Below are 17,412 nucleotides of genomic sequence, written 5' to 3' on the forward strand. Positions count from 1 at the left end.
GACTAGGTCAAAAGCAGCTTCACCGGAACCTATCGCCTATTTGTTAATAAAGCCTTTGTAATGGCGTTTAATCAGCTGGCTCTCAATCTGCTTCATAGTATCCAGCGCGACGCCGATTACGATAAGCAGCGAGGTGCCGCCGATCTTCACCGAACGAGGGAGGCCGGTTACGTTGCCAAAGAAGACGGGAAGTATGGAGATCAGAGCCAGGAAAATCGCGCCCGACATCGTCAGACGAGACATAACCCGGGTCAAATACTTCTCAGTTGCCTTACCCGGACGAATGCCGGGAATGTAACCGCCGTTCTTCTTCATGTTGTCGGCCATCTGCTGCGGATTCATCTGGACAAACGTGTAGAAGAACGTAAATCCGATGATCATGATGACATAAAGCACCATGCCGAGCGGTTTGTCATACCAGAGGTGGGTGCTGACCCACTTCGCCCAGGCATGAGTCGACCAGAAGTTGGCGATCACAATCGGGAACTGAAGGAGCGATACGGCGAAGATGACCGGAATAACGCCCGCAGCATTGATTTTAAGCGGAATATGTGTATTCTGTCCACCGTACATTTTATTGCCAACCACACGCTTAGCGTATTGTACGGGAATCTTCCGAATACCCTGCTGAACGAAGATTACACCGACAATGACCGCTATAACCACGATCACAACAACCGCCACTTTAAGAATATTCAGGAAAGTCTGACCCGGCTGAATGAAGCTCGATTGAGCAGTTGCCGTGAAATATCCCGGAATGCCTGCGACGATTCCCGCAAAAATCAGGATCGAAATCCCGTTTCCAATTCCCCTCTCGGTGATCTGCTCACCAAGCCACATCAGGAACGATGTACCTGCTGTCAAAATGATAGCCACTAGCAGGTAATCAGCGATCGTTGCATTCGGCATCATTTGAGTGTTATAGATGCGATTGAAACCGATCGAGGTTGCGAAGCCCTGGACCAGAGCCAGCACAACCGTACCGTAACGGGTAATTTGCGCCAGCTGCTTCTTACCGTGTTCCCCTTGCTTTGCCCATTCGGCAAACTTCGGCACGACATCCATCGACAGAAGCTGCACGATAATGGAAGCCGTGATGTACGGGTAAATGCTGATCGCAAAAATGGAGAAGTTTTTAAGCGCTCCGCCCGAGAACGTGTTGAACAAGCTCATCAGGGCATTGCCCGCCTCGTTGCCTGTCGCTTGAAGCACAGTTTTGTCCACGCCGGGAACCGGCACGAACGATCCGATGCGGTAGATAATAAAAACAAACAGGGTGAAGAGAATCTTTTTGCGCAAATCTTCAACATGCCATATATTCTTAAGCGTCTTGAACATTAGATCACCTCGGTTTTACCGCCGGCAGCTTCGATTTTCTCTACCGCAGATTGAGAGAATTTGTTTGCTTGAACCGTAAGTTTGACAGTGATTTCACCGTTGCCAAGGATCTTAATGCCGCTTTTCGTGTTCTTCACTACGCCGGATTCAACCAGCAGAGCAGGCGTAACTGCCGTTCCTTCTGCAAAGCTGTTGAGTTCCTCCAGGTTCACAATCGCGTACTCTTTACGAGTAGGATTGACGAAACCACGCTTAGGCAGACGACGATAGAGTGGGTTTTGGCCACCTTCGAAGCCCGGACGAACACCACCGCCGGAACGAGAGTTTTGACCTTTATGACCGCGGCCGGATGTTTTGCCGTTACCGCTGGATGTACCGCGACCTACGCGATTGCGTTCTTTGCGGGATCCAGGAGCCGGAGCGAGTTCATGTAACTTCATCGTTTGCACCTCCTTATGTCTATTAGTGGTGAAAGGCTGTATTAGCCTTCAATTTCGGTTACGGATACGAGGTGGCTCACTTTGTTGATCATACCGCGAATCGCAGGATTATCGTTGTGAACCACAGACGAATTAAGTTTGCGCAGGCCGAGCGTCTTAACGGTAACACGTTGTGTTTCCGGACGTCCGATCAAGCTGCGCACGAGGGTAATTTGCAGTTTAGCCATTGACGTTCCCCTCCTTAACCGCGAAGCTCTTCGACAGATTTGCCGCGAAGTTTCGCGACTTCTTCAATGCGCTTCAGACGGGACAGACCCTCCAAAGTAGCATTGACCATATTCATGGAGTTCGAAGAACCTAAGGATTTAGTCAGAATGTCGCCTACGCCAGCCAGTTCCAGTACCGCACGTACAGGGCCGCCGGCGATAACGCCAGTACCTTGGGAAGCCGGCTTCAGCAGCACGCGTCCAGCGCCGAAATGTCCGGTAACCAGGTGAGGGATCGTTGTTCCTACGAGCGGAACTTGGATCAGGTTTTTCTTGGCGTCTTCGATGCCTTTGCGGATCGCATCCGGAACTTCTCCGGCTTTACCGATACCTGCACCGACCCAGCCTTTGCCATCGCCGACAACAACCAGTGCGCTGAAGCTGAAACGGCGTCCGCCTTTTACAACTTTAGCTACGCGGTTAATGTGGACAACTCTTTCTGTCAGCTCTAAAGTGTTTGGATCTACACGCAAGTCGTTAACCTCCTTTTAAGAATGTTTCTAGAATTCAAGACCAGCTTCACGAGCTGCATCAGCAAGTGCCTGAATCCGTCCATGATACAGATAACCTCCGCGGTCGAACACCACAGCGGTAGCTCCCTTGGCTTTGGCACGTTCAGCGACCAGTTGGCCTACTTTCGCTGCAGCTTCAACGCTGCCGCCGTTGCCGATGGATCCTTTCAGTTCCTTATCCTGTGTGGATGCGGAGACGATCGTCACACCGCTCACGTCGTCGATCAGTTGAGCGTAGATGTGCTTGGAAGAACGGAACACATTCAGACGCGGACGTTCAGCCGTACCCTGGATTTTCTTACGTACACGCAGATGTCTTTTGATACGTGCTTTGTTTTTATCCTCTTTGGTAATCATGACTTCCTTTTCACTCCCTTCAGCTTGCCTTTAGGCAGTTGGCTCAGGATGCTTGAAGCATCCCAAGATCAAGGTCAGCCGGCTTATTTCTTCTTACCGGCTTTACCTTCCTTACGAATGATACGTTCGCCTTCATACTTGATACCTTTGCCCTTGTACGGCTCAGGTTCGCGTACGGAACGAATTTTGGCGGCATATGCGCCAACGCGTTCTTTATCGATGCCTTTAACGATGATTTTCGTGTTGGCAGGAACTTCGAACTCGATGCCCGGCTCCGGTGTGATTTCAACCGGGTGGGAGTATCCGACGTTCAGAACGATCTTGTCTCCGGATTTGTTGGCACGGTATCCGACCCCGACCAGCTCCAGAGATTTCGAGAAGCCTTCCGTCACACCGCTAACCATGTTGTTGACAACGGAGCGGGTTGTGCCGTGAAGAGAACGATGCAATTTGTTGTCCGAAGGACGAACAACAGTGATTTCGTTATTTTCAACCGTAACCTTCATATCCTTATGAAGTTCACGAGTCAAAGTACCTTTAGGACCTTTAACGGTGATGACCGTGTTGTTGACCGTTACGTCTACACCGCTAGGCACTGTGATTGGTTTGCGACCAATACGAGACATGTGTGTTGCACCTCCTTATCTTGTGACGTGATTACCAAACGTAGGCGAGCACTTCGCCGCCGGATTTTGCTTGACGAGCTTCTTTGTCGGTCATAACTCCCTTGGAAGTGGAGATGATCGCGATGCCCAGTCCGCCGAGTACGCGAGGAACTTCATTGCTCTTCGTGTAGACGCGCAGGCCCGGCTTGCTGATTCTCTTCAGACCGGAAATTACACGCTCTTGGTTCGGGCCGTATTTCAGGAAAATACGGATAATCCCTTGTTTGTTATCTTCAACAAATTCCGCATCGCGGATGAAGCCTTCACGCTTCAGGATGTCGGCGATTTGTTTTTTCAATGTCGAAGCAGGCAGCTCAACCGTCTCGTGACGCACGATGTTGGCGTTACGAATGCGTGTCAGCATATCTGCGATAGGATCAGACATAGTCATTTGGTGTAAACCTCCTTCCCGTATATAAACTTCTTACCAGCTTGCTTTTTTCACGCCAGGGATCTGGCCTTTATAAGCTAATTCACGGAAGCAAATTCTGCAGATCTTGAACTTTTGCAGTACCGAATGTGGACGACCGCAACGTTCGCAGCGTGTGTAAGCACGCACTTTGAATTTAGGCGCACGTTGTTGTTTAACTTTCATCGAAGTTTTTGCCACTTTAGCCTGACACCTCCTAAACAGTTTCGGAGAAAAGGACGACGTTACTTACTTCGCGAAAGGCATTCCCAGCTGAGCCAGCAGCTCACGGGATTCCTCATCCGTCTTAGCCGTTGTTACGATTACGATATCCATACCGCGGACTTTGTCCACCTTATCGTACTCGATTTCAGGGAAAATCAATTGTTCTTTCAGACCCAGTGTGTAGTTGCCGCGGCCGTCAAAAGCCTTGGTGGATACACCGTGGAAGTCACGAACGCGAGGAAGCGTTACGTTGAACAATTTGTCCAGGAAGTAGTACATGCGGTCACCGCGCAGGGTTACCTTAACGCCGATCGGCATGTTCTCACGCAGTTTGAAACCTGCGATGGACTTCTTGGCTTTCGTGATAACCGGTTTCTGGCCGGCGATCAGCTGCATGTCGTTCACAGCGGAATCAAGCACCTTCGAGTTTTGTACGGCGTCGCCTACGCCCATGTTGATAACAACCTTCTCGATCTTAGGTACTTGCATAACTGTCTTATAGTTAAACTTCTGAATCAGAGCCGGCGTAATCTCGTTCAGAAAACGTTCTTTCATTCTTGCTGCCATGAAGAGTTAACCTCCTTTCTTTAGGACCTGTATTAGTCGATAATCTCTCCGGATCTTTTCGCTACGCGAACCTTCTTGCCGTTGTCCAGCACTTTGTAACCGATACGGGTTACTTTGCCGCTCTTCGGATCGATGTGCATAACGTTAGATACATGGATTGCGGCTTCCTGCTCAATGATGCCGCCTTGCGGGTTCTGCTGGTTCGGCTTCTGGTGCTTCTTCACCATGTTCACGCCTTCTACCAGCACGCGGTTTTGACGAGGATAAGCAGCGATAACGCGACCCTTCTTACCTTTGTCTTTTCCGCTGATCACCATAACGACGTCATCTTTCTTCACGTGCAGTTTGTTGTTATGGGATTCCAGAACTTTTTTCACTCTAGGCATTCGTTACACCTCCTATGACTAGCCTTTGCAAGCCTGACTGTAAATCATTTATCGGGGCCCCCGAAAAGCGCCCGGACTCTAGCTTGTAGCTTCTCGTCACTTCTTGGGGAGTTAAATTAGATTACTTCCGGTGCCAAGGAAACGATCTTCATGTAGTCCTTGTCGCGAAGTTCACGGGCTACTGGCCCGAAGATACGCGTTCCGCGCGGGCTTCTGTCTTCCTTAACAACAACTGCTGCGTTCTCGTCGAATGCGATGTAAGATCCGTCCTTACGGCGAACCGAACGCTTCGTGCGAACGACTACCGCTTTAACTACATCACCTTTTTTGACAACGCCGCCTGGTGTTGCTTGTTTTACAGAGCATACGATCAGGTCACCGATAGCTGCCGTACGACGACCGGTACCGCCCAAAACGCGGATACACATCAGTTCCTTCGCACCGGAGTTGTCAGCTACAGCCAAACGTGTAAATGGTTGAATCATTGAAATGTCCTCCTTTCGGCCATACTATCATGTCATGCTATTTAGATAATAACCGCTTTTTCGACCACTTCGACCAGTCTCCAGCGTTTGTCCTTGGAGAGCGGACGAGTTTCCATGATTTTAACCGTATCGCCGATCTGGGCGGTATTGTTCTCATCATGTGCCTTGAACTTCTTGGTGTACTTGATGCGTTTGTGGTACAGGTCATGCTTCTTGTAGGTTTCAACGGCTACTACGATCGTTTTGTCCATCTTGTCGCTGACAACTTTACCGATTTGCACTTTACGTGCGTTGCGTTCTTCGCTCATAATTACCCTCCTTCCCGATTCGGATCATTCCGTCCGTTTCAAATTAGCTGATTCCAAGAACTCTTTCATGGATAACGGTTTTAGCACGAGCTATTTCTCTACGCACATCACGAATCCGAGTCGGGTTGTCCAGTTGGCCCGTTGCCAGTTGAAAACGCAGATTAAAGAGCTCTTCTTTAAAGCCGGCAATCTTTTGTTCAATCTCGGCAGTGGTCAAGTTGCGAAGTTCATTAGCTTTCATTTGCTTCACCACCCAATTCTTCACGTTTCACAAACTTAGTCTTGATAGGCAGCTTGTGAGCGGCAAGACGCATCGCTTCACGAGCGATTTCTTCCGACACGCCTCCGAGTTCGAACATAATCTTGCCCGGTTTAACAACAGCTACCCACTTCTCGACGTTACCTTTACCGCTACCCATACGAACCTCGAGAGGCTTCTGAGTGATCGGCTTGTCAGGGAAAATCTTGATCCATACTTTACCGCCACGCTTGATGTAACGGGTCATCGCGATACGGGCAGCTTCGATCTGACGGTTAGTGATCCAGGACGGCTCAAGAGCCTGCAGACCGAATTCGCCGAAGTTCAGCTCGGTGCCGCCTTTTGCCAGACCTCTCATGTTACCGCGTTGTTGTTTGCGGTGTTTAACACGTTTTGGTACCAACATGATTAGTTGCCTCCTTCCTGAGCAGCTTGTTTCTTAGCCGTAGGAAGAACCTCTCCACGATAGATCCATACTTTTACGCCGATGCGGCCGTAAGTGGTATGTGCTTCAGCCGTTCCGTAGTCGATGTCGGCGCGAAGCGTATGAAGTGGAACTGTTCCTTCGCTATAGCCTTCCGTACGGGCAATCTCGGCGCCGCCAAGACGACCGCTGACAGAAGTTTTAATCCCTTTTGCTCCGGAACGCATTGTTCTTTGGATAGCCTGCTTCAGAGCGCGGCGGAACGATACGCGACGTTCCAGCTGCTGCGCGATGCTCTCGGCTACGAGAATGGCGTCCAGCTCAGGGTGCTTGATTTCATTGATATTGATGTGTACTTTCTTGCCGCCGGCGATCTGGGTAACTGCGCTGCGAAGTACTTCGACTTCTGCGCCGCCCTTACCGATTACCATACCTGGCTTGGCTGTATGAATCGTTACGTTTACGCGGCTTGCCGCTCTTTCAATCTCGATGCGGGAAACAGCGGAATCTTTCAGCTTGCCTTTGAGGTATTCCCGAATTTTGACGTCTTCCAGAAGAAGCGTTCCGAAATCTTTGCCTGCATACCATTTGGATTCCCAGTCACGAATAATACCGATCCGGAGTCCGACTGGATTTACCTTTTGACCCACACGTTATCCCTCCTTATTTCTCAGATACCACCAAAGTAATGTGGCTGGTGCGTTTGTTGATCCGGCTTGCGCGGCCCATAGCGCGCGGACGGAACCGTTTCATGGTTGGCCCCTGGTTAACGAACACTTCGCTGATGAACAGCTTGTTAACGTCCAGCGAGTAGTTGTGCTCGGCATTAGCGATCGCCGAGTTCAGCAGCTTCTCAACTACCGGGGAAGCGGACTTAGGAGTGTGGCGAAGAATGGCGATAGCCTCTCCCACTTGCTTGCCGCGGATCAGGTCAACGACCAGTTTCGCCTTGCGAGCGGAAATCCGCACCGATCTTGCGTGTGCTTTTGCTTCCATTGTTTTCCCTCCTCTCGATCAGAGAAATTGATTATCTTCTCGTTTTCTTATCGTCACCCGCATGGCCTTTGTAAGTACGCGTCGGCGCGAATTCGCCCAACTTGTGACCTACCATATCTTCCGTTACGTATACAGGCACGTGCTTGCGGCCGTCATACACGCCAAACGTATGTCCGATAAATTGAGGGAAAATGGTTGAGCGGCGGGACCAGGTCTTGATGACAACCTTTTTGCCCGAAGTGTTCAAGTCTTCAACTTTTTTCAGCAGGTAGCCATCGATAAAAGGCCCCTTCTTCAAACTGCGACTCATGTATAAATCCTCCCTTCATCAAATGCTCAAACCGCGAGTCGACGCTTCGCGGAAACCTGCATGCCTTGAAGCGTCTTATTTCGTGCGGCGGCGAACGATATATTTATCAGAAGCCTTGTTCTTCTTACGAGTCTTGTAGCCCAGAGTCGGTTTGCCCCAAGGCGACAACGGCGATTTGCGTCCGATCGGAGCGCGACCTTCACCACCACCATGCGGGTGATCATTCGGGTTCATAACGACACCGCGAACTTCAGGACGCTGACCCAGCCAGCGGCTGCGGCCTGCTTTACCGATCTTGATCAGTTCGTGGTCTTCGTTACCTACGGAACCGATCGTAGCGCGGCAAACGCTCAGGATTCTGCGAACTTCACCGGAAGAGAGACGTACGGAAACGTACTTTTCTTCTTTACCGAGCAACTGCGCTTCCGTACCGGCTGCGCGAACCAATTGGCCGCCCTTGCCAGGCTTCAGCTCGATGTTGTGGATAACGGTACCTACCGGGATGTTGGCAAGCGGAAGAGTGTTGCCGATCTTGATGTCCGCTGCAGGACCGGATTCAATCTTATCCCCAACCTTCAGACCTTTAGGAGCGATGATGTAACGTTTCTCTCCGTCTGCATAGTGGATCAGGGCGATGTTGGACGTACGGTTCGGGTCATACTCAATCGTAGCAACGCTGCCTGGTATGCCGTCTTTCGTCCGTTTGAAGTCGATGATACGGTATTTACGCTTATGTCCGCCGCCATGGTGACGAACCGTAATTTTACCTTGGTTGTTGCGGCCCGCTTTCTTGCTCAGCGGTGCCAACAGCGATTTCTCAGGCTGGTTAGTGGTGATTTCTTCAAAAGTAGACACGGACATACCGCGTCTTGCCGGAGAAGTCGGTTTGTACTTTTTGATTGGCACTGTGTTTCCCTCCTTGCTCTAGAGAATATTATTCTACCGCTTCGAAGAATTCGAGCGGCTTGCTGTCCGGGCTGAGCTTAACAACGGCTTTCTTCCATTCCGGAGTATAACCGGAGTAGCGTCCATACCGTTTCAGCTTCCCAGGCACGCGCATAGTGTTCACATTAACGACTTTCACTTTAAAGATGGCCTCAACAGCCCGCTTGATTTCGGTCTTGTTGGCACGAATGTCCACTTCAAAAGCATATTTCAATTCGCTCATGTAGTCGGATGTGCGTTCCGTAATCACCGGACGTTTGATGATATCGCGAGGATCTTTCATTACGCGAACACCTCCTCTACCTTAGAAACTGCATCCTTAGTGATGATCAGTTTGTCGTGCGTCAGCACGTCAAGAACATTGATGCCGTCGGCAGCGATGAATTTAACACCCGGAATGTTGCGGGCGGAAAGTGCTACATTGTCGTCATAGCTTGGAGCTACAACCAGAGCCTTCTCAGCAACCTTCAGGTTGTTCAGGATTGCTACGAAATCTTTCGTCTTCGGAGCGTTCAGCGTCAGGCTGTCCAGCACGATGATGTTGCTCTCGATAACCTTCGAGGACAGAGCCGACTTGATTGCAAGACGACGAACTTTCTTAGGCAGTTTCCAGCCGTAGCTGCGAGGTGTCGGTCCGAATACTACGCCGCCGCCTTTCCACTGAGGCGAACGAATCGAACCTTGACGAGCGCGGCCTGTGCCTTTTTGTTTCCAAGGCTTGCGTCCGCCGCCACGTACTTCGGAGCGTCCTTTAACTTTGTGCGTACCGCGGCGCAGGGAAGCTCTCTGGAGAAGAACTGCTTCGTTCAGCACGTGAGTGTTCGGCTCAACACCGAAAATCGCGTCGCTCAGTTCAACTTCTCCAACTTCTTTGCCGCTGATATTATAAAGCGTTACTTTTGGCATTTTGATGTTCCTCCTTTCTTCAAAAGTTATTTCTTAACGGTTTCTTTGACCTTCACGAAGCTGTTCTTAGGACCAGGAATGGAACCTTTGATCAGCAGCACGTTGCGTTCAGTGTCCACCTTGATGACTTCGAGCTTCTGAACGGTAACCGTCTCATGGCCCATATGTCCTGGCAGGTGTTTGCCCTTAGGAACACGGTTAGCCTGGATGGAACCCATCGAACCCGGTCTTCTGTGGTAACGGGAGCCGTGAGCCATCGGGCCGCGGCTTTGTCCCCAACGCTTGATAACGCCTTGGAAACCTTTGCCCTTGGAAATGCCGGTTACGTCAACAAATTCGCCTTCAGCGAAGACATCAGCCTTCAGCTCTTGTCCAACCTCGAGTGCCCCGAGGTCAACACCGCGAATTTCGCGAACGTAGCGCTTAGGTGTTGCATTTGCTTTCTGTGCGTGACCTTGTTCCGGCTTGTTGGTATTCTTCTTGTCGGAGAAGCCCAACTGAACCGCTTCGTACCCGTCGGTAGCGAGGTCTTTCTTTTGCAGTACTACGCAAGGTCCAGCTTCGATAACCGTCACAGCGACGACGTTACCTTCAGGAGTGAACACTTGAGTCATACCGAGTTTTTTTCCTAAGATACCTTTCATGTTGACACCTCTTTTCTTATCCTGTTTCTAATAGAAGAATTACAATTTAATTTCGATATCTACACCGGACGGCAGGTCCAAGCGCATCAAGGCATCCACAGTCTGAGGCGTAGGATTCACAATGTCGATCAGACGTTTGTGAGTACGCATTTCGAACTGCTCACGGGAATCCTTGTACTTGTGCACCGCACGGAGAATAGTAATCACTTGCTTTTCGGTTGGCAGCGGAATTGGCCCGGACACACCTGCACCGGAACGTTTTGCTGTTTCAACGATCTTCTCAGCGGATTGATCAAGAATTCTGTGGTCGTATGCTTTCAAGCGGATACGAATTTTTTGCTTTGCCATTTTAGTCCCTCCTTCTATCGCCCAATTTATTATCGGACATACTCCGTGAAAATTTTCTGACCACCGACTTCATGGCAAAGGAGCCGGGTGTGTCAGTAACCTCTCACATCATCGCAACGTCGCAGAACAACATTCATTATTATATAGAAAGTCCTTCAGCTTTGCAAGCAAAAAAATAAAACAACGCATGATTTTTATTCATGCGCCGTTTCGGGCTTTGCTTCTATTAAAGATTGTCCGTTGCCGATCTAAATTCCTCTGCGGAAGCTGCTGTTTGAGCCGTTGTTGAACCAATTCCTTCTATCGTAAAGATGAGCGTCCGGATCTCTTCTTCAACTGTGATAATTTCCTGCGTACTGCTATGAAGCGAGTCCATAATTTTTGAAAAAAGAAGACTTGTCTCTTCCGAGTGAATTTTTCCGTTCTCCGTTAGCTTCTGGACGCTGCGAATATCCTGTGTCACTTGTCCCGTAAGCCTGTTCGAATGATCGGTCAATTCTCCGATTCGGATCACTGTATTCTTGGTATCTTCGGCCAGTCGATTCACTTCTTGCGCCACCACGCTGAACCCCCTGCCATGTTCCCCGGCTCTGGCCGCTTCGATTGTTGCGTTAAGTGAAAGAATTTTAGTCTGATCGGCAATCTCCTGAACTGAACTTACGATGCTCCGGATTTGTCCGGAGAACTGGTTTAATTCCCGAATAGATGTCTCCATATCGCTCATTCGTTCAAAAATTTGATTCATCTGCTCATTCAGATGCTCGACCTGTTCTCTTCCATTTCTGGCTTGTTCCTTCGATTCAACGGCAATTGCTGCCGTACGCCGAAAGGTGCTGCTGACTTCATTGCTGCTGGCAACGAGCTGTTCAACCGCCGCATTCGTATCCATACTGAGATCCACCAACTCACTGCTGACTCCGGCAATTTTGGATTTCAATTCATTTTTAACCGCTTGATACTGTTCTTCCTTCTCCCGGATATTCTCTTTCTCATAAGCTTCCAGCACCAGCTGCTGCTCCAAATTCAACAGTTTGGTGATCGTCTGAACTCGATGTATGCGTTCCTGATCGGTAGCGGCTTCTTTATAAATAATCTCAATAAATTCGTTCTGCAGGTTTTGAAAAGCGGACAAGTACCATTTCGGCTCCAGCCCGACTTTCTTGTGAATTTTGGCGATGGTAAGTCGTTTGGTAATGTAGTTCTGATCAATGTTTCCGTCAAAAATTTCAACAATGTGCTGGCGAAGGGTCATCTTAAGCCTCTCGACGCTGCTGTGCTTTATAATAATCTGTTCCAGCTTCTCCACACCCAATACAGAGCTATAAAAACCGCTGACAATTTCATCAATATGCTCTTCCACTATTGGCTTCAGCGTTCGAAGCAGTCTGACATCTTCCTCATTCAAATCGATCATCCGAATTTGTTCATTTAACTCATCATGATTTTCCACATTAAGATAAACGGGGCCTGTGTGCGAAAATTCAGGTTTAAGCCCTGCGCTCTCCGTTTCCCGACTAACTATCTTGCTGCTGCCCATGGCACGGCCATGCCAAAAAGAAAACGGACACTTCCCCATAATTCAACTCCCAGCAATTATTTTTGGCTTGTTGATATTGAGCTCAATATTTAGCCAGCATCCTACTATGAAGATTGATGAACCTTGTCGATTTATGCTGAAAAAAAGGGAGACTTTCTTGGGATATATGTCGGTGGATTTAGTGTTTTATTTAATAGTTAAAATTTTATTTAATGAATTTTCCGAAGAATTCGCAATGATAGTTTGAAGGGAAAATAAAAAGAACCCTTCCGAGGAAGGGTTCTTAAGTCAATCTTGTTTGCATGCTCGATATGAGCGGCAAAAAAGATCTTATTTTTGAATTGTTGCTACAGTACCGGCACCAACTGTACGGCCGCCTTCACGAATGGAGAACTTTGTTCCTTCTTCGATAGCGATCGGGGAGATCAGTTGTACAGTAACTGTGATGTTGTCGCCAGGCATAACCATTTCAGTGCCTTCCGGCAGGTTGATGATGCCCGTTACGTCCGTTGTACGGAAGTAGAACTGCGGACGGTAGCCAGTGAAGAAAGGCTTGTGACGGCCACCTTCTTCTTTGGTCAGAACGTAGATCTGAGCAGTGAACTCAGTGTGCGGCTTAACCGATGCCGGCTTAGCCAGTACTTGTCCGCGTTCGATCTGGTTACGGTCTACACCGCGCAGCAGAGCGCCGATGTTGTCGCCAGCTTGAGCGGAGTCAAGCAGCTTACGGAACATTTCAACGCCAGTAACGACGGATTTCTTAGTTTCTTCGTTGATACCAACGATTTCAACTTCGTCGCCAACCTTAACTGTTCCGCGTTCTACGCGGCCAGTTGCCACGGTACCGCGGCCAGTGATGGAGAACACGTCTTCGACAGGCATAAGGAAAGGCTTGTCAGTGTCGCGCTCAGGCAGCGGGATGTAAGTGTCGATCGTTTCGAACATTTCAACGATCTTCTGTGCCCATTCGCCGTCTGGGTTCTGCAGAGCTTCACGAGCGGAACCGCGAGTGATCGGAGTGTCGTCGCCCGGGAATTCGTATTCGTTCAGCAGGTCGCGTACTTCCATTTCAACCAGTTCCAGCAGCTCTTCGTCTTCAACCATGTCGCATTTGTTCAGGAATACGACGATGTAAGGAACGCCTACCTGACGGGAGAGCAGGATGTGTTCACGAGTCTGCGGCATTGGGCCGTCAGCTGCGGATACAACCAGGATCGCGCCGTCCATCTGAGCAGCGCCGGTGATCATGTTTTTAACATAGTCGGCGTGTCCAGGGCAGTCAACGTGTGCGTAGTGACGGTTAGGAGTTTCGTATTCCACGTGAGCCGTGGAGATGGTGATACCGCGTTCGCGTTCTTCTGGTGCTTTATCGATTTGGTCGAATGCTACAGCAGCACCGCCGTATTTCTTGGACAGTACAGTTGTGATTGCAGCAGTCAGAGTCGTTTTACCATGGTCGACGTGACCGATAGTACCGATGTTAACGTGCGGTTTAGTACGTTCAAACTTAGCCTTTGCCATTTGAACAGTTCCTCCTTAATATGGGTTCTTATAATTGGAGCCGTCCGATCTTTGGCTGCACTCTAGATGACTGACTGGATTACCGGACGGCAAGTGAAACGGTGATTACTCTGCACCTTTGTGCTTGGCTACGATCTCGTCCGCAATGGACTTCGGAACTTCTTCATAGTGAGAAAGCTCCATCGAGAATACGCCGCGGCCTTGCGTACCGGAACGCAGTGTTGTGGAATAACCGAACATTTCGGAAAGCGGCACCTTCGCACGGATGATCTGAGCGCCTGCGCGGGAATCCATACCTTCGATCCGTCCGCGGCGGGAGTTCAGCATACCCATTACGTCGCCCATATATTCCTCAGGCACTGTTACTTCCACTTTCATGATCGGCTCAAGCAGGACAGGCTTACACTTGTCTTTAGCTGCTTTGAGCGCCATCGAGCCGGCGATCTTGAACGCCATTTCGTTGGAGTCGACATCATGATAGGAACCATCGACGATAGTCGCCTTAACGTCAACCAGAGGGAAGCCGGCAAGTACGCCATTCTTCATCTGCTCTTCAATACCTGCAAGTGCAGGAGCGATATATTCTCTCGGTACGGAACCACCGACAACCTTGCTTTCGAACTGGCTGCCTGTACCTGCTTCGAGAGGCTCGAACTCTACCCATACGTGACCGTATTGACCACGGCCGCCGGACTGGCGAACGAACTTGCCTTCTACACGAGCCGGAGCCCGGAACGTTTCGCGGTAAGCAACCTGCGGTTTACCAACGTTAGTCTCAACCTTGAACTCACGACGCATACGGTCGATGATGATGTCCAGGTGAAGTTCGCCCATACCGGCCAGAATCGTCTGTCCCGTTTCTTCGTCGGTGTGTGCGCGCAGCGTTGGGTCTTCTTCAGTCAGCTTGCCCAGAGCAACGCCCATCTTGTCTTGGTCGGCTTTCGTCTTCGGTTCAACTGCGATTTCGATAACCGGATCCGGGAAGTTCATGGATTCCAGGATAACCGGATTCTTCTCATCACACAGTGTATCACCTGTACCGGTGTCTTTCAAACCTACGGCTGCCGCGATGTCGCCGGAATACACGATGGAAATTTCCTGACGGCTGTTCGCATGCATCTGCAGGATACGTCCGATACGTTCGCGCTTGCCTTTAGTAGCGTTCAGCACGTAAGAACCGGATTCCAGAATACCGGAGTATACACGGAAGAACGTCAGCTTACCAACATAAGGGTCGGTCATGATTTTGAATGCCAGCGCGGAGAACGGCTCTTCGTCAGAGGAGTGACGTTCAGTTTCCGTACCATCTTCGAGATGACCCTTGATCGAAGGAATGTCGATCGGAGCCGGCAAGAAATCAATAACAGCGTCCAGCATCAGCTGAACCCCTTTGTTACGGTAAGAAGATCCGCAGATTACCGGAAAGATCTTAACTTCAACTACGCCTTTGCGCAGAGCAGCCTTGATTTCGTCGATGGTAATCTCTTCGCCTTCCAGATACTTCATGGTCAGGTCTTCGTCGAGTTCTGCAACTTTCTCGATGAGTTCGTTGCGAAGCTCTTCGACTTGATCCTGGAATTCGGCCGGAACGTCAACGACTTCGATATCACGGCCGAGGTCGTCTTTGTACATATGGGCTTTCTGCTCAATCAGGTCGATGATGCCGATGAAGTCATTCTCAGCACCGATCGGCAGCTGAATAGCAACCGCATTTGCCTGCAGACGCTCACGCATATCCTTAACAACGTTAAGGTAATCTGCGCCGATGATATCCATTTTGTTAACGTAGGCGATCCGGGGAACGCCATAGCGGTCAGCTTGTCTCCATACGGTTTCAGACTGAGGCTCAACGCCCTCTTTCGCACTGAAAACGCCTACTGCCCCGTCCAATACACGCAGGGAACGTTCAACTTCAACAGTGAAGTCAACGTGTCCCGGGGTATCGATGATATTTACGCGGTGACCCTTCCATGCAGCAGTTGTAGCGGCGGAAGTAATCGTAATTCCGCGCTCCTGTTCCTGCTCCATCCAGTCCATCGTAGCCGCACCTTCGTGAACTTCACCGATTTTGTGCGTACGGCCCGTATAGAACAGAATGCGTTCCGTGGTAGTGGTCTTACCGGCGTCAATATGCGCCATGATCCCGATATTACGTGTATTTTTCAAGGAGAACTCTCTTGCCATGAAATGGGTCTCCCTTCAAAATAGAGGTTATTTGATCGGCTAAAATCCTACCAGCGGTAGTGAGCAAACGCTTTGTTCGCTTCAGCCATTTTATGCGTATCTTCGCGTTTCTTCACGGAAGCGCCTGTGTTGTTGGAAGCGTCGATGATCTCGGCCGCCAAACGCTCCTCCATGGTCTTCTCGCCGCGGTTGCGGGAGTAGTTCACGAGCCAACGTAATCCCAGGGATGTACGTCTTTCCGGCTTAACTTCGATCGGCACCTGGTAGTTAGCACCGCCTACACGGCGAGCCTTAACTTCCAGAACCGGCATGATGTTCTTGATGGCCGCTTCAAATACTTCCATAGGGTCTTTGCCCGTACGTTCTTCAATAAGCTTGAACGCGTTGTACAGAATGCTTTGAGCGACACCTCTTTTACCATCCAGCATTACACGGTTGATCAAACGGGTAACCAGCTTGCTGTTATACACCGGATCCGGCAGCACGTCTCTCTTGGAAACTGGACCTTTGCGTGGCATGGATATCCCCCTTTCATTAGATATTATTATGATTCAAATCTTACTTCTTGGCTTTAGGACGTTTCGCGCCGTACTTGGAACGAGCCTGCATACGGTTGTTCACGCCAGCTGTATCCAGCGCGCCGCGAACGATGTGGTAACGAACACCTGGAAGGTCCTTAACACGACCTCCGCGGATCAGCACCACGCTGTGCTCCTGCAGGTTGTGTCCGATACCCGGAATGTAAGCCGTCACCTCTACGCGGTTCGTCAGACGAACACGGGCATATTTACGAAGTGCGGAGTTCGGTTTCTTAGGAGTCATGGTGCCTACACGAGTGCACACGCCGCGTTTTTGCGGAGCGCTCAAATCTGTAGCCTCACGCTTCAGGGCATTGAATCCTTTTTGCAGTGCTGGCGATTTCGATTTCTCGATCTTGGCTTGACGGCCTTTACGAACCAATTGATTAATAGTTGGCATTGTCTTGCCACCCCCTTCCTCAAATAATGATCCCTTATAAACTTCGCTTTTTAAGTCCACAGACCCAGGCGGTTCATAAAAGAACAAATGAAAAGTTTTTGCTACCGAAGCTGTGCCCCGGCACAAAAACAGTTCCTTACGCTATCATTTTAAGACGGCTGCCATGGCAGCGCCTACTTCGATTCCGCACGCCTTGCCCAAATGTTGCATCGTATCGACATAAGTCAACTTGACGCCGTGTTTCTTGCAAAGACTTACGATTCGGGAAGTAAGCCTGGGATCACCGTCTTCAGCCACATAGACTTCTGCAGCCTGGCCCAGCTCGACCGCCTTAACGGTCTGCTTGGTGCCGATCTTGATCTGAGCGTCTCGTAGTCCTCTATCATCAGTCATTCAAGCAAC

28 protein-coding genes are annotated in these 17,412 nt (G+C 49.9%); all 28 read right to left on the reverse strand.

Annotation, left to right across the window (positions count from 1 at the left end; all coding sequences use genetic code 11):
• Window positions 1-36 precede the first annotated feature (36 nt).
• The 28 genes from secY to PSTEL_RS23240 all read right to left on the reverse strand — a co-directional run bounded on the left by secY (window position 37) and on the right by PSTEL_RS23240 (window position 17,403).
• Window positions 37-1,338, reverse strand: coding sequence for a preprotein translocase subunit SecY (gene secY, locus PSTEL_RS23110; protein WP_038698981.1), 1,302 nt, complete (start codon window positions 1,336-1,338; stop codon window positions 37-39).
• On the reverse strand, window positions 1,338-1,778 hold the full coding sequence (rplO, locus tag PSTEL_RS23115; protein WP_038698983.1) for a 50S ribosomal protein L15: 441 nt from the start codon (window positions 1,776-1,778) through the stop codon (window positions 1,338-1,340). Before rplO ends, secY begins: the two co-directional genes overlap by 1 nt.
• Before the next feature lie 41 nt (window positions 1,779-1,819).
• Window positions 1,820-2,005 carry a 50S ribosomal protein L30 gene (rpmD, locus tag PSTEL_RS23120; RefSeq protein WP_025697563.1) on the reverse strand — a complete coding sequence of 62 codons (186 nt, stop codon included), beginning with the start codon at window positions 2,003-2,005 and terminating at the stop codon, window positions 1,820-1,822.
• A gap of 14 nt (window positions 2,006-2,019) precedes the next feature.
• A complete protein-coding gene (gene rpsE / locus PSTEL_RS23125) occupies window positions 2,020-2,517 on the reverse strand; it encodes a 30S ribosomal protein S5 (protein WP_038698987.1) in 498 nt (165 codons plus the stop codon).
• Between the two features lie 27 nt (window positions 2,518-2,544).
• The gene (gene rplR / locus PSTEL_RS23130; protein WP_038698993.1) at window positions 2,545-2,913 is read right to left on the reverse strand and encodes a 50S ribosomal protein L18; all 369 of its coding nucleotides are present in this window, start codon (window positions 2,911-2,913) and stop codon (window positions 2,545-2,547) included.
• Window positions 2,914-2,996: 83 nt separating this feature from the next.
• The gene (rplF, locus tag PSTEL_RS23135) at window positions 2,997-3,539 is read right to left on the reverse strand and encodes a 50S ribosomal protein L6 (protein WP_038698994.1); all 543 of its coding nucleotides are present in this window, start codon (window positions 3,537-3,539) and stop codon (window positions 2,997-2,999) included.
• A 31-nt stretch (window positions 3,540-3,570) separates the two neighbouring features.
• Window positions 3,571-3,969, reverse strand: a complete 399-nt coding sequence (rpsH, locus tag PSTEL_RS23140; protein WP_038698995.1) for a 30S ribosomal protein S8 — start codon at window positions 3,967-3,969, stop codon at window positions 3,571-3,573.
• A 33-nt stretch (window positions 3,970-4,002) separates the two neighbouring features.
• Window positions 4,003-4,188 (reverse strand): type Z 30S ribosomal protein S14, encoded by a 186-nt coding sequence (locus tag PSTEL_RS27265; RefSeq protein WP_010348808.1) that lies wholly within the window; start codon window positions 4,186-4,188, stop codon window positions 4,003-4,005.
• 48 nt (window positions 4,189-4,236) lie between these two features.
• The gene (gene rplE, locus PSTEL_RS23145) at window positions 4,237-4,779 is read right to left on the reverse strand and encodes a 50S ribosomal protein L5 (protein ID WP_038698996.1); all 543 of its coding nucleotides are present in this window, start codon (window positions 4,777-4,779) and stop codon (window positions 4,237-4,239) included.
• A 32-nt stretch (window positions 4,780-4,811) separates the two neighbouring features.
• Window positions 4,812-5,165: a 50S ribosomal protein L24 gene (gene rplX / locus PSTEL_RS23150; protein ID WP_084065279.1), complete on the reverse strand. Its 354-nt coding sequence runs from the start codon at window positions 5,163-5,165 to the stop codon at window positions 4,812-4,814.
• Window positions 5,166-5,281: 116 nt separating this feature from the next.
• Window positions 5,282-5,650, reverse strand: coding sequence for a 50S ribosomal protein L14 (rplN, locus tag PSTEL_RS23155; RefSeq protein WP_038698997.1), 369 nt, complete (start codon window positions 5,648-5,650; stop codon window positions 5,282-5,284).
• Between the two features lie 41 nt (window positions 5,651-5,691).
• A complete protein-coding gene (gene rpsQ, locus PSTEL_RS23160; RefSeq protein ID WP_025336666.1) occupies window positions 5,692-5,958 on the reverse strand; it encodes a 30S ribosomal protein S17 in 267 nt (88 codons plus the stop codon).
• A 43-nt stretch (window positions 5,959-6,001) separates the two neighbouring features.
• Window positions 6,002-6,199 (reverse strand): 50S ribosomal protein L29, encoded by a 198-nt coding sequence (gene rpmC, locus PSTEL_RS23165; protein ID WP_025693031.1) that lies wholly within the window; start codon window positions 6,197-6,199, stop codon window positions 6,002-6,004.
• A complete protein-coding gene (rplP, locus tag PSTEL_RS23170; RefSeq protein WP_038698998.1) occupies window positions 6,189-6,623 on the reverse strand; it encodes a 50S ribosomal protein L16 in 435 nt (144 codons plus the stop codon). Before rplP ends, rpmC begins: the two co-directional genes overlap by 11 nt.
• Window positions 6,624-6,625: 2 nt before the next feature.
• A complete protein-coding gene (gene rpsC, locus PSTEL_RS23175) occupies window positions 6,626-7,291 on the reverse strand; it encodes a 30S ribosomal protein S3 (protein WP_038699000.1) in 666 nt (221 codons plus the stop codon).
• Window positions 7,292-7,304: 13 nt separating this feature from the next.
• Window positions 7,305-7,637, reverse strand: a complete 333-nt coding sequence (gene rplV, locus PSTEL_RS23180; RefSeq protein WP_038699004.1) for a 50S ribosomal protein L22 — start codon at window positions 7,635-7,637, stop codon at window positions 7,305-7,307.
• A 31-nt stretch (window positions 7,638-7,668) separates the two neighbouring features.
• Complete coding sequence (gene rpsS, locus PSTEL_RS23185; RefSeq protein WP_038699006.1) at window positions 7,669-7,947, reverse strand: 30S ribosomal protein S19; 279 nt, start codon at window positions 7,945-7,947, stop codon at window positions 7,669-7,671.
• A 75-nt stretch (window positions 7,948-8,022) separates the two neighbouring features.
• Window positions 8,023-8,853, reverse strand: coding sequence for a 50S ribosomal protein L2 (rplB, locus tag PSTEL_RS23190; protein WP_038699008.1), 831 nt, complete (start codon window positions 8,851-8,853; stop codon window positions 8,023-8,025).
• Between the two features lie 28 nt (window positions 8,854-8,881).
• The gene (rplW, locus tag PSTEL_RS23195) at window positions 8,882-9,175 is read right to left on the reverse strand and encodes a 50S ribosomal protein L23 (RefSeq protein ID WP_038699010.1); all 294 of its coding nucleotides are present in this window, start codon (window positions 9,173-9,175) and stop codon (window positions 8,882-8,884) included.
• Window positions 9,175-9,798, reverse strand: coding sequence for a 50S ribosomal protein L4 (gene rplD, locus PSTEL_RS23200; protein ID WP_038699012.1), 624 nt, complete (start codon window positions 9,796-9,798; stop codon window positions 9,175-9,177). Before rplD ends, rplW begins: the two co-directional genes overlap by 1 nt.
• A gap of 26 nt (window positions 9,799-9,824) precedes the next feature.
• Entirely contained in the window at window positions 9,825-10,442 is a 618-nt protein-coding gene (gene rplC / locus PSTEL_RS23205; protein ID WP_038699014.1) for a 50S ribosomal protein L3, read from the reverse strand.
• A 39-nt stretch (window positions 10,443-10,481) separates the two neighbouring features.
• A complete protein-coding gene (gene rpsJ / locus PSTEL_RS23210) occupies window positions 10,482-10,790 on the reverse strand; it encodes a 30S ribosomal protein S10 (protein ID WP_006676490.1) in 309 nt (102 codons plus the stop codon).
• A gap of 226 nt (window positions 10,791-11,016) precedes the next feature.
• Complete coding sequence (locus PSTEL_RS23215) at window positions 11,017-12,366, reverse strand: globin-coupled sensor protein (RefSeq protein ID WP_038699018.1); 1,350 nt, start codon at window positions 12,364-12,366, stop codon at window positions 11,017-11,019.
• A 291-nt stretch (window positions 12,367-12,657) separates the two neighbouring features.
• Window positions 12,658-13,848: an elongation factor Tu gene (tuf, locus tag PSTEL_RS23220; protein WP_038699020.1), complete on the reverse strand. Its 1,191-nt coding sequence runs from the start codon at window positions 13,846-13,848 to the stop codon at window positions 12,658-12,660.
• A gap of 105 nt (window positions 13,849-13,953) precedes the next feature.
• The gene (gene fusA, locus PSTEL_RS23225; protein WP_038699022.1) at window positions 13,954-16,032 is read right to left on the reverse strand and encodes an elongation factor G; all 2,079 of its coding nucleotides are present in this window, start codon (window positions 16,030-16,032) and stop codon (window positions 13,954-13,956) included.
• Between the two features lie 47 nt (window positions 16,033-16,079).
• The gene (gene rpsG, locus PSTEL_RS23230) at window positions 16,080-16,550 is read right to left on the reverse strand and encodes a 30S ribosomal protein S7 (protein ID WP_025336679.1); all 471 of its coding nucleotides are present in this window, start codon (window positions 16,548-16,550) and stop codon (window positions 16,080-16,082) included.
• A 40-nt stretch (window positions 16,551-16,590) separates the two neighbouring features.
• Complete coding sequence (rpsL, locus tag PSTEL_RS23235; RefSeq protein ID WP_038699024.1) at window positions 16,591-17,010, reverse strand: 30S ribosomal protein S12; 420 nt, start codon at window positions 17,008-17,010, stop codon at window positions 16,591-16,593.
• Window positions 17,011-17,154: 144 nt separating this feature from the next.
• Window positions 17,155-17,403, reverse strand: a complete 249-nt coding sequence (locus PSTEL_RS23240) for a ribosomal L7Ae/L30e/S12e/Gadd45 family protein (protein ID WP_038699026.1) — start codon at window positions 17,401-17,403, stop codon at window positions 17,155-17,157.
• Between the last annotated feature and the right edge of the window lie 9 nt (window positions 17,404-17,412).

Source organism: Paenibacillus stellifer, from assembly GCF_000758685.1.
GTDB classification, from domain to species: Bacteria; Bacillota; Bacilli; order Paenibacillales; family Paenibacillaceae; genus Paenibacillus_AQ; species Paenibacillus_AQ stellifer.

Coding starts and splice junctions, on each gene's coding strand:
- secY (WP_038698981.1), bottom strand. CDS start 1,338: ATGTTCAAGACGCTTAAGAATATATGGCATGTTGAAGATTTGCGCAAA.
- rplO (WP_038698983.1), bottom strand. CDS start 1,778: ATGAAGTTACATGAACTCGCTCCGGCTCCTGGATCCCGCAAAGAACGC.
- rpmD (WP_025697563.1), bottom strand. CDS start 2,005: ATGGCTAAACTGCAAATTACCCTCGTGCGCAGCTTGATCGGACGTCCG.
- rplR (WP_038698993.1), bottom strand. CDS start 2,913: ATGATTACCAAAGAGGATAAAAACAAAGCACGTATCAAAAGACATCTG.
- rplF (WP_038698994.1), bottom strand. CDS start 3,539: ATGTCTCGTATTGGTCGCAAACCAATCACAGTGCCTAGCGGTGTAGAC.
- rpsH (WP_038698995.1), bottom strand. CDS start 3,969: ATGACTATGTCTGATCCTATCGCAGATATGCTGACACGCATTCGTAAC.
- rplE (WP_038698996.1), bottom strand. CDS start 4,779: ATGGCAGCAAGAATGAAAGAACGTTTTCTGAACGAGATTACGCCGGCT.
- rplX (WP_084065279.1), bottom strand. CDS start 5,165: ATGCCTAGAGTGAAAAAAGTTCTGGAATCCCATAACAACAAACTGCAC.
- rplN (WP_038698997.1), bottom strand. CDS start 5,650: ATGATTCAACCATTTACACGTTTGGCTGTAGCTGACAACTCCGGTGCG.
- rpsQ (WP_025336666.1), bottom strand. CDS start 5,958: ATGAGCGAAGAACGCAACGCACGTAAAGTGCAAATCGGTAAAGTTGTC.
- rpmC (WP_025693031.1), bottom strand. CDS start 6,199: ATGAAAGCTAATGAACTTCGCAACTTGACCACTGCCGAGATTGAACAA.
- rplP (WP_038698998.1), bottom strand. CDS start 6,623: ATGTTGGTACCAAAACGTGTTAAACACCGCAAACAACAACGCGGTAAC.
- rplV (WP_038699004.1), bottom strand. CDS start 7,637: ATGGAAGCAAAAGCACACGCAAGATCGGTGCGGATTTCCGCTCGCAAG.
- rpsS (WP_038699006.1), bottom strand. CDS start 7,947: ATGAGTCGCAGTTTGAAGAAGGGGCCTTTTATCGATGGCTACCTGCTG.
- rplW (WP_038699010.1), bottom strand. CDS start 9,175: ATGAAAGATCCTCGCGATATCATCAAACGTCCGGTGATTACGGAACGC.
- rplD (WP_038699012.1), bottom strand. CDS start 9,798: ATGCCAAAAGTAACGCTTTATAATATCAGCGGCAAAGAAGTTGGAGAA.
- rplC (WP_038699014.1), bottom strand. CDS start 10,442: ATGAAAGGTATCTTAGGAAAAAAACTCGGTATGACTCAAGTGTTCACT.
- rpsJ (WP_006676490.1), bottom strand. CDS start 10,790: ATGGCAAAGCAAAAAATTCGTATCCGCTTGAAAGCATACGACCACAGA.
- PSTEL_RS23215 (WP_038699018.1), bottom strand. CDS start 12,366: ATGGGGAAGTGTCCGTTTTCTTTTTGGCATGGCCGTGCCATGGGCAGC.
- tuf (WP_038699020.1), bottom strand. CDS start 13,848: ATGGCAAAGGCTAAGTTTGAACGTACTAAACCGCACGTTAACATCGGT.
- fusA (WP_038699022.1), bottom strand. CDS start 16,032: ATGGCAAGAGAGTTCTCCTTGAAAAATACACGTAATATCGGGATCATG.
- rpsG (WP_025336679.1), bottom strand. CDS start 16,550: ATGCCACGCAAAGGTCCAGTTTCCAAGAGAGACGTGCTGCCGGATCCG.
- rpsL (WP_038699024.1), bottom strand. CDS start 17,010: ATGCCAACTATTAATCAATTGGTTCGTAAAGGCCGTCAAGCCAAGATC.
- PSTEL_RS23240 (WP_038699026.1), bottom strand. CDS start 17,403: ATGACTGATGATAGAGGACTACGAGACGCTCAGATCAAGATCGGCACC.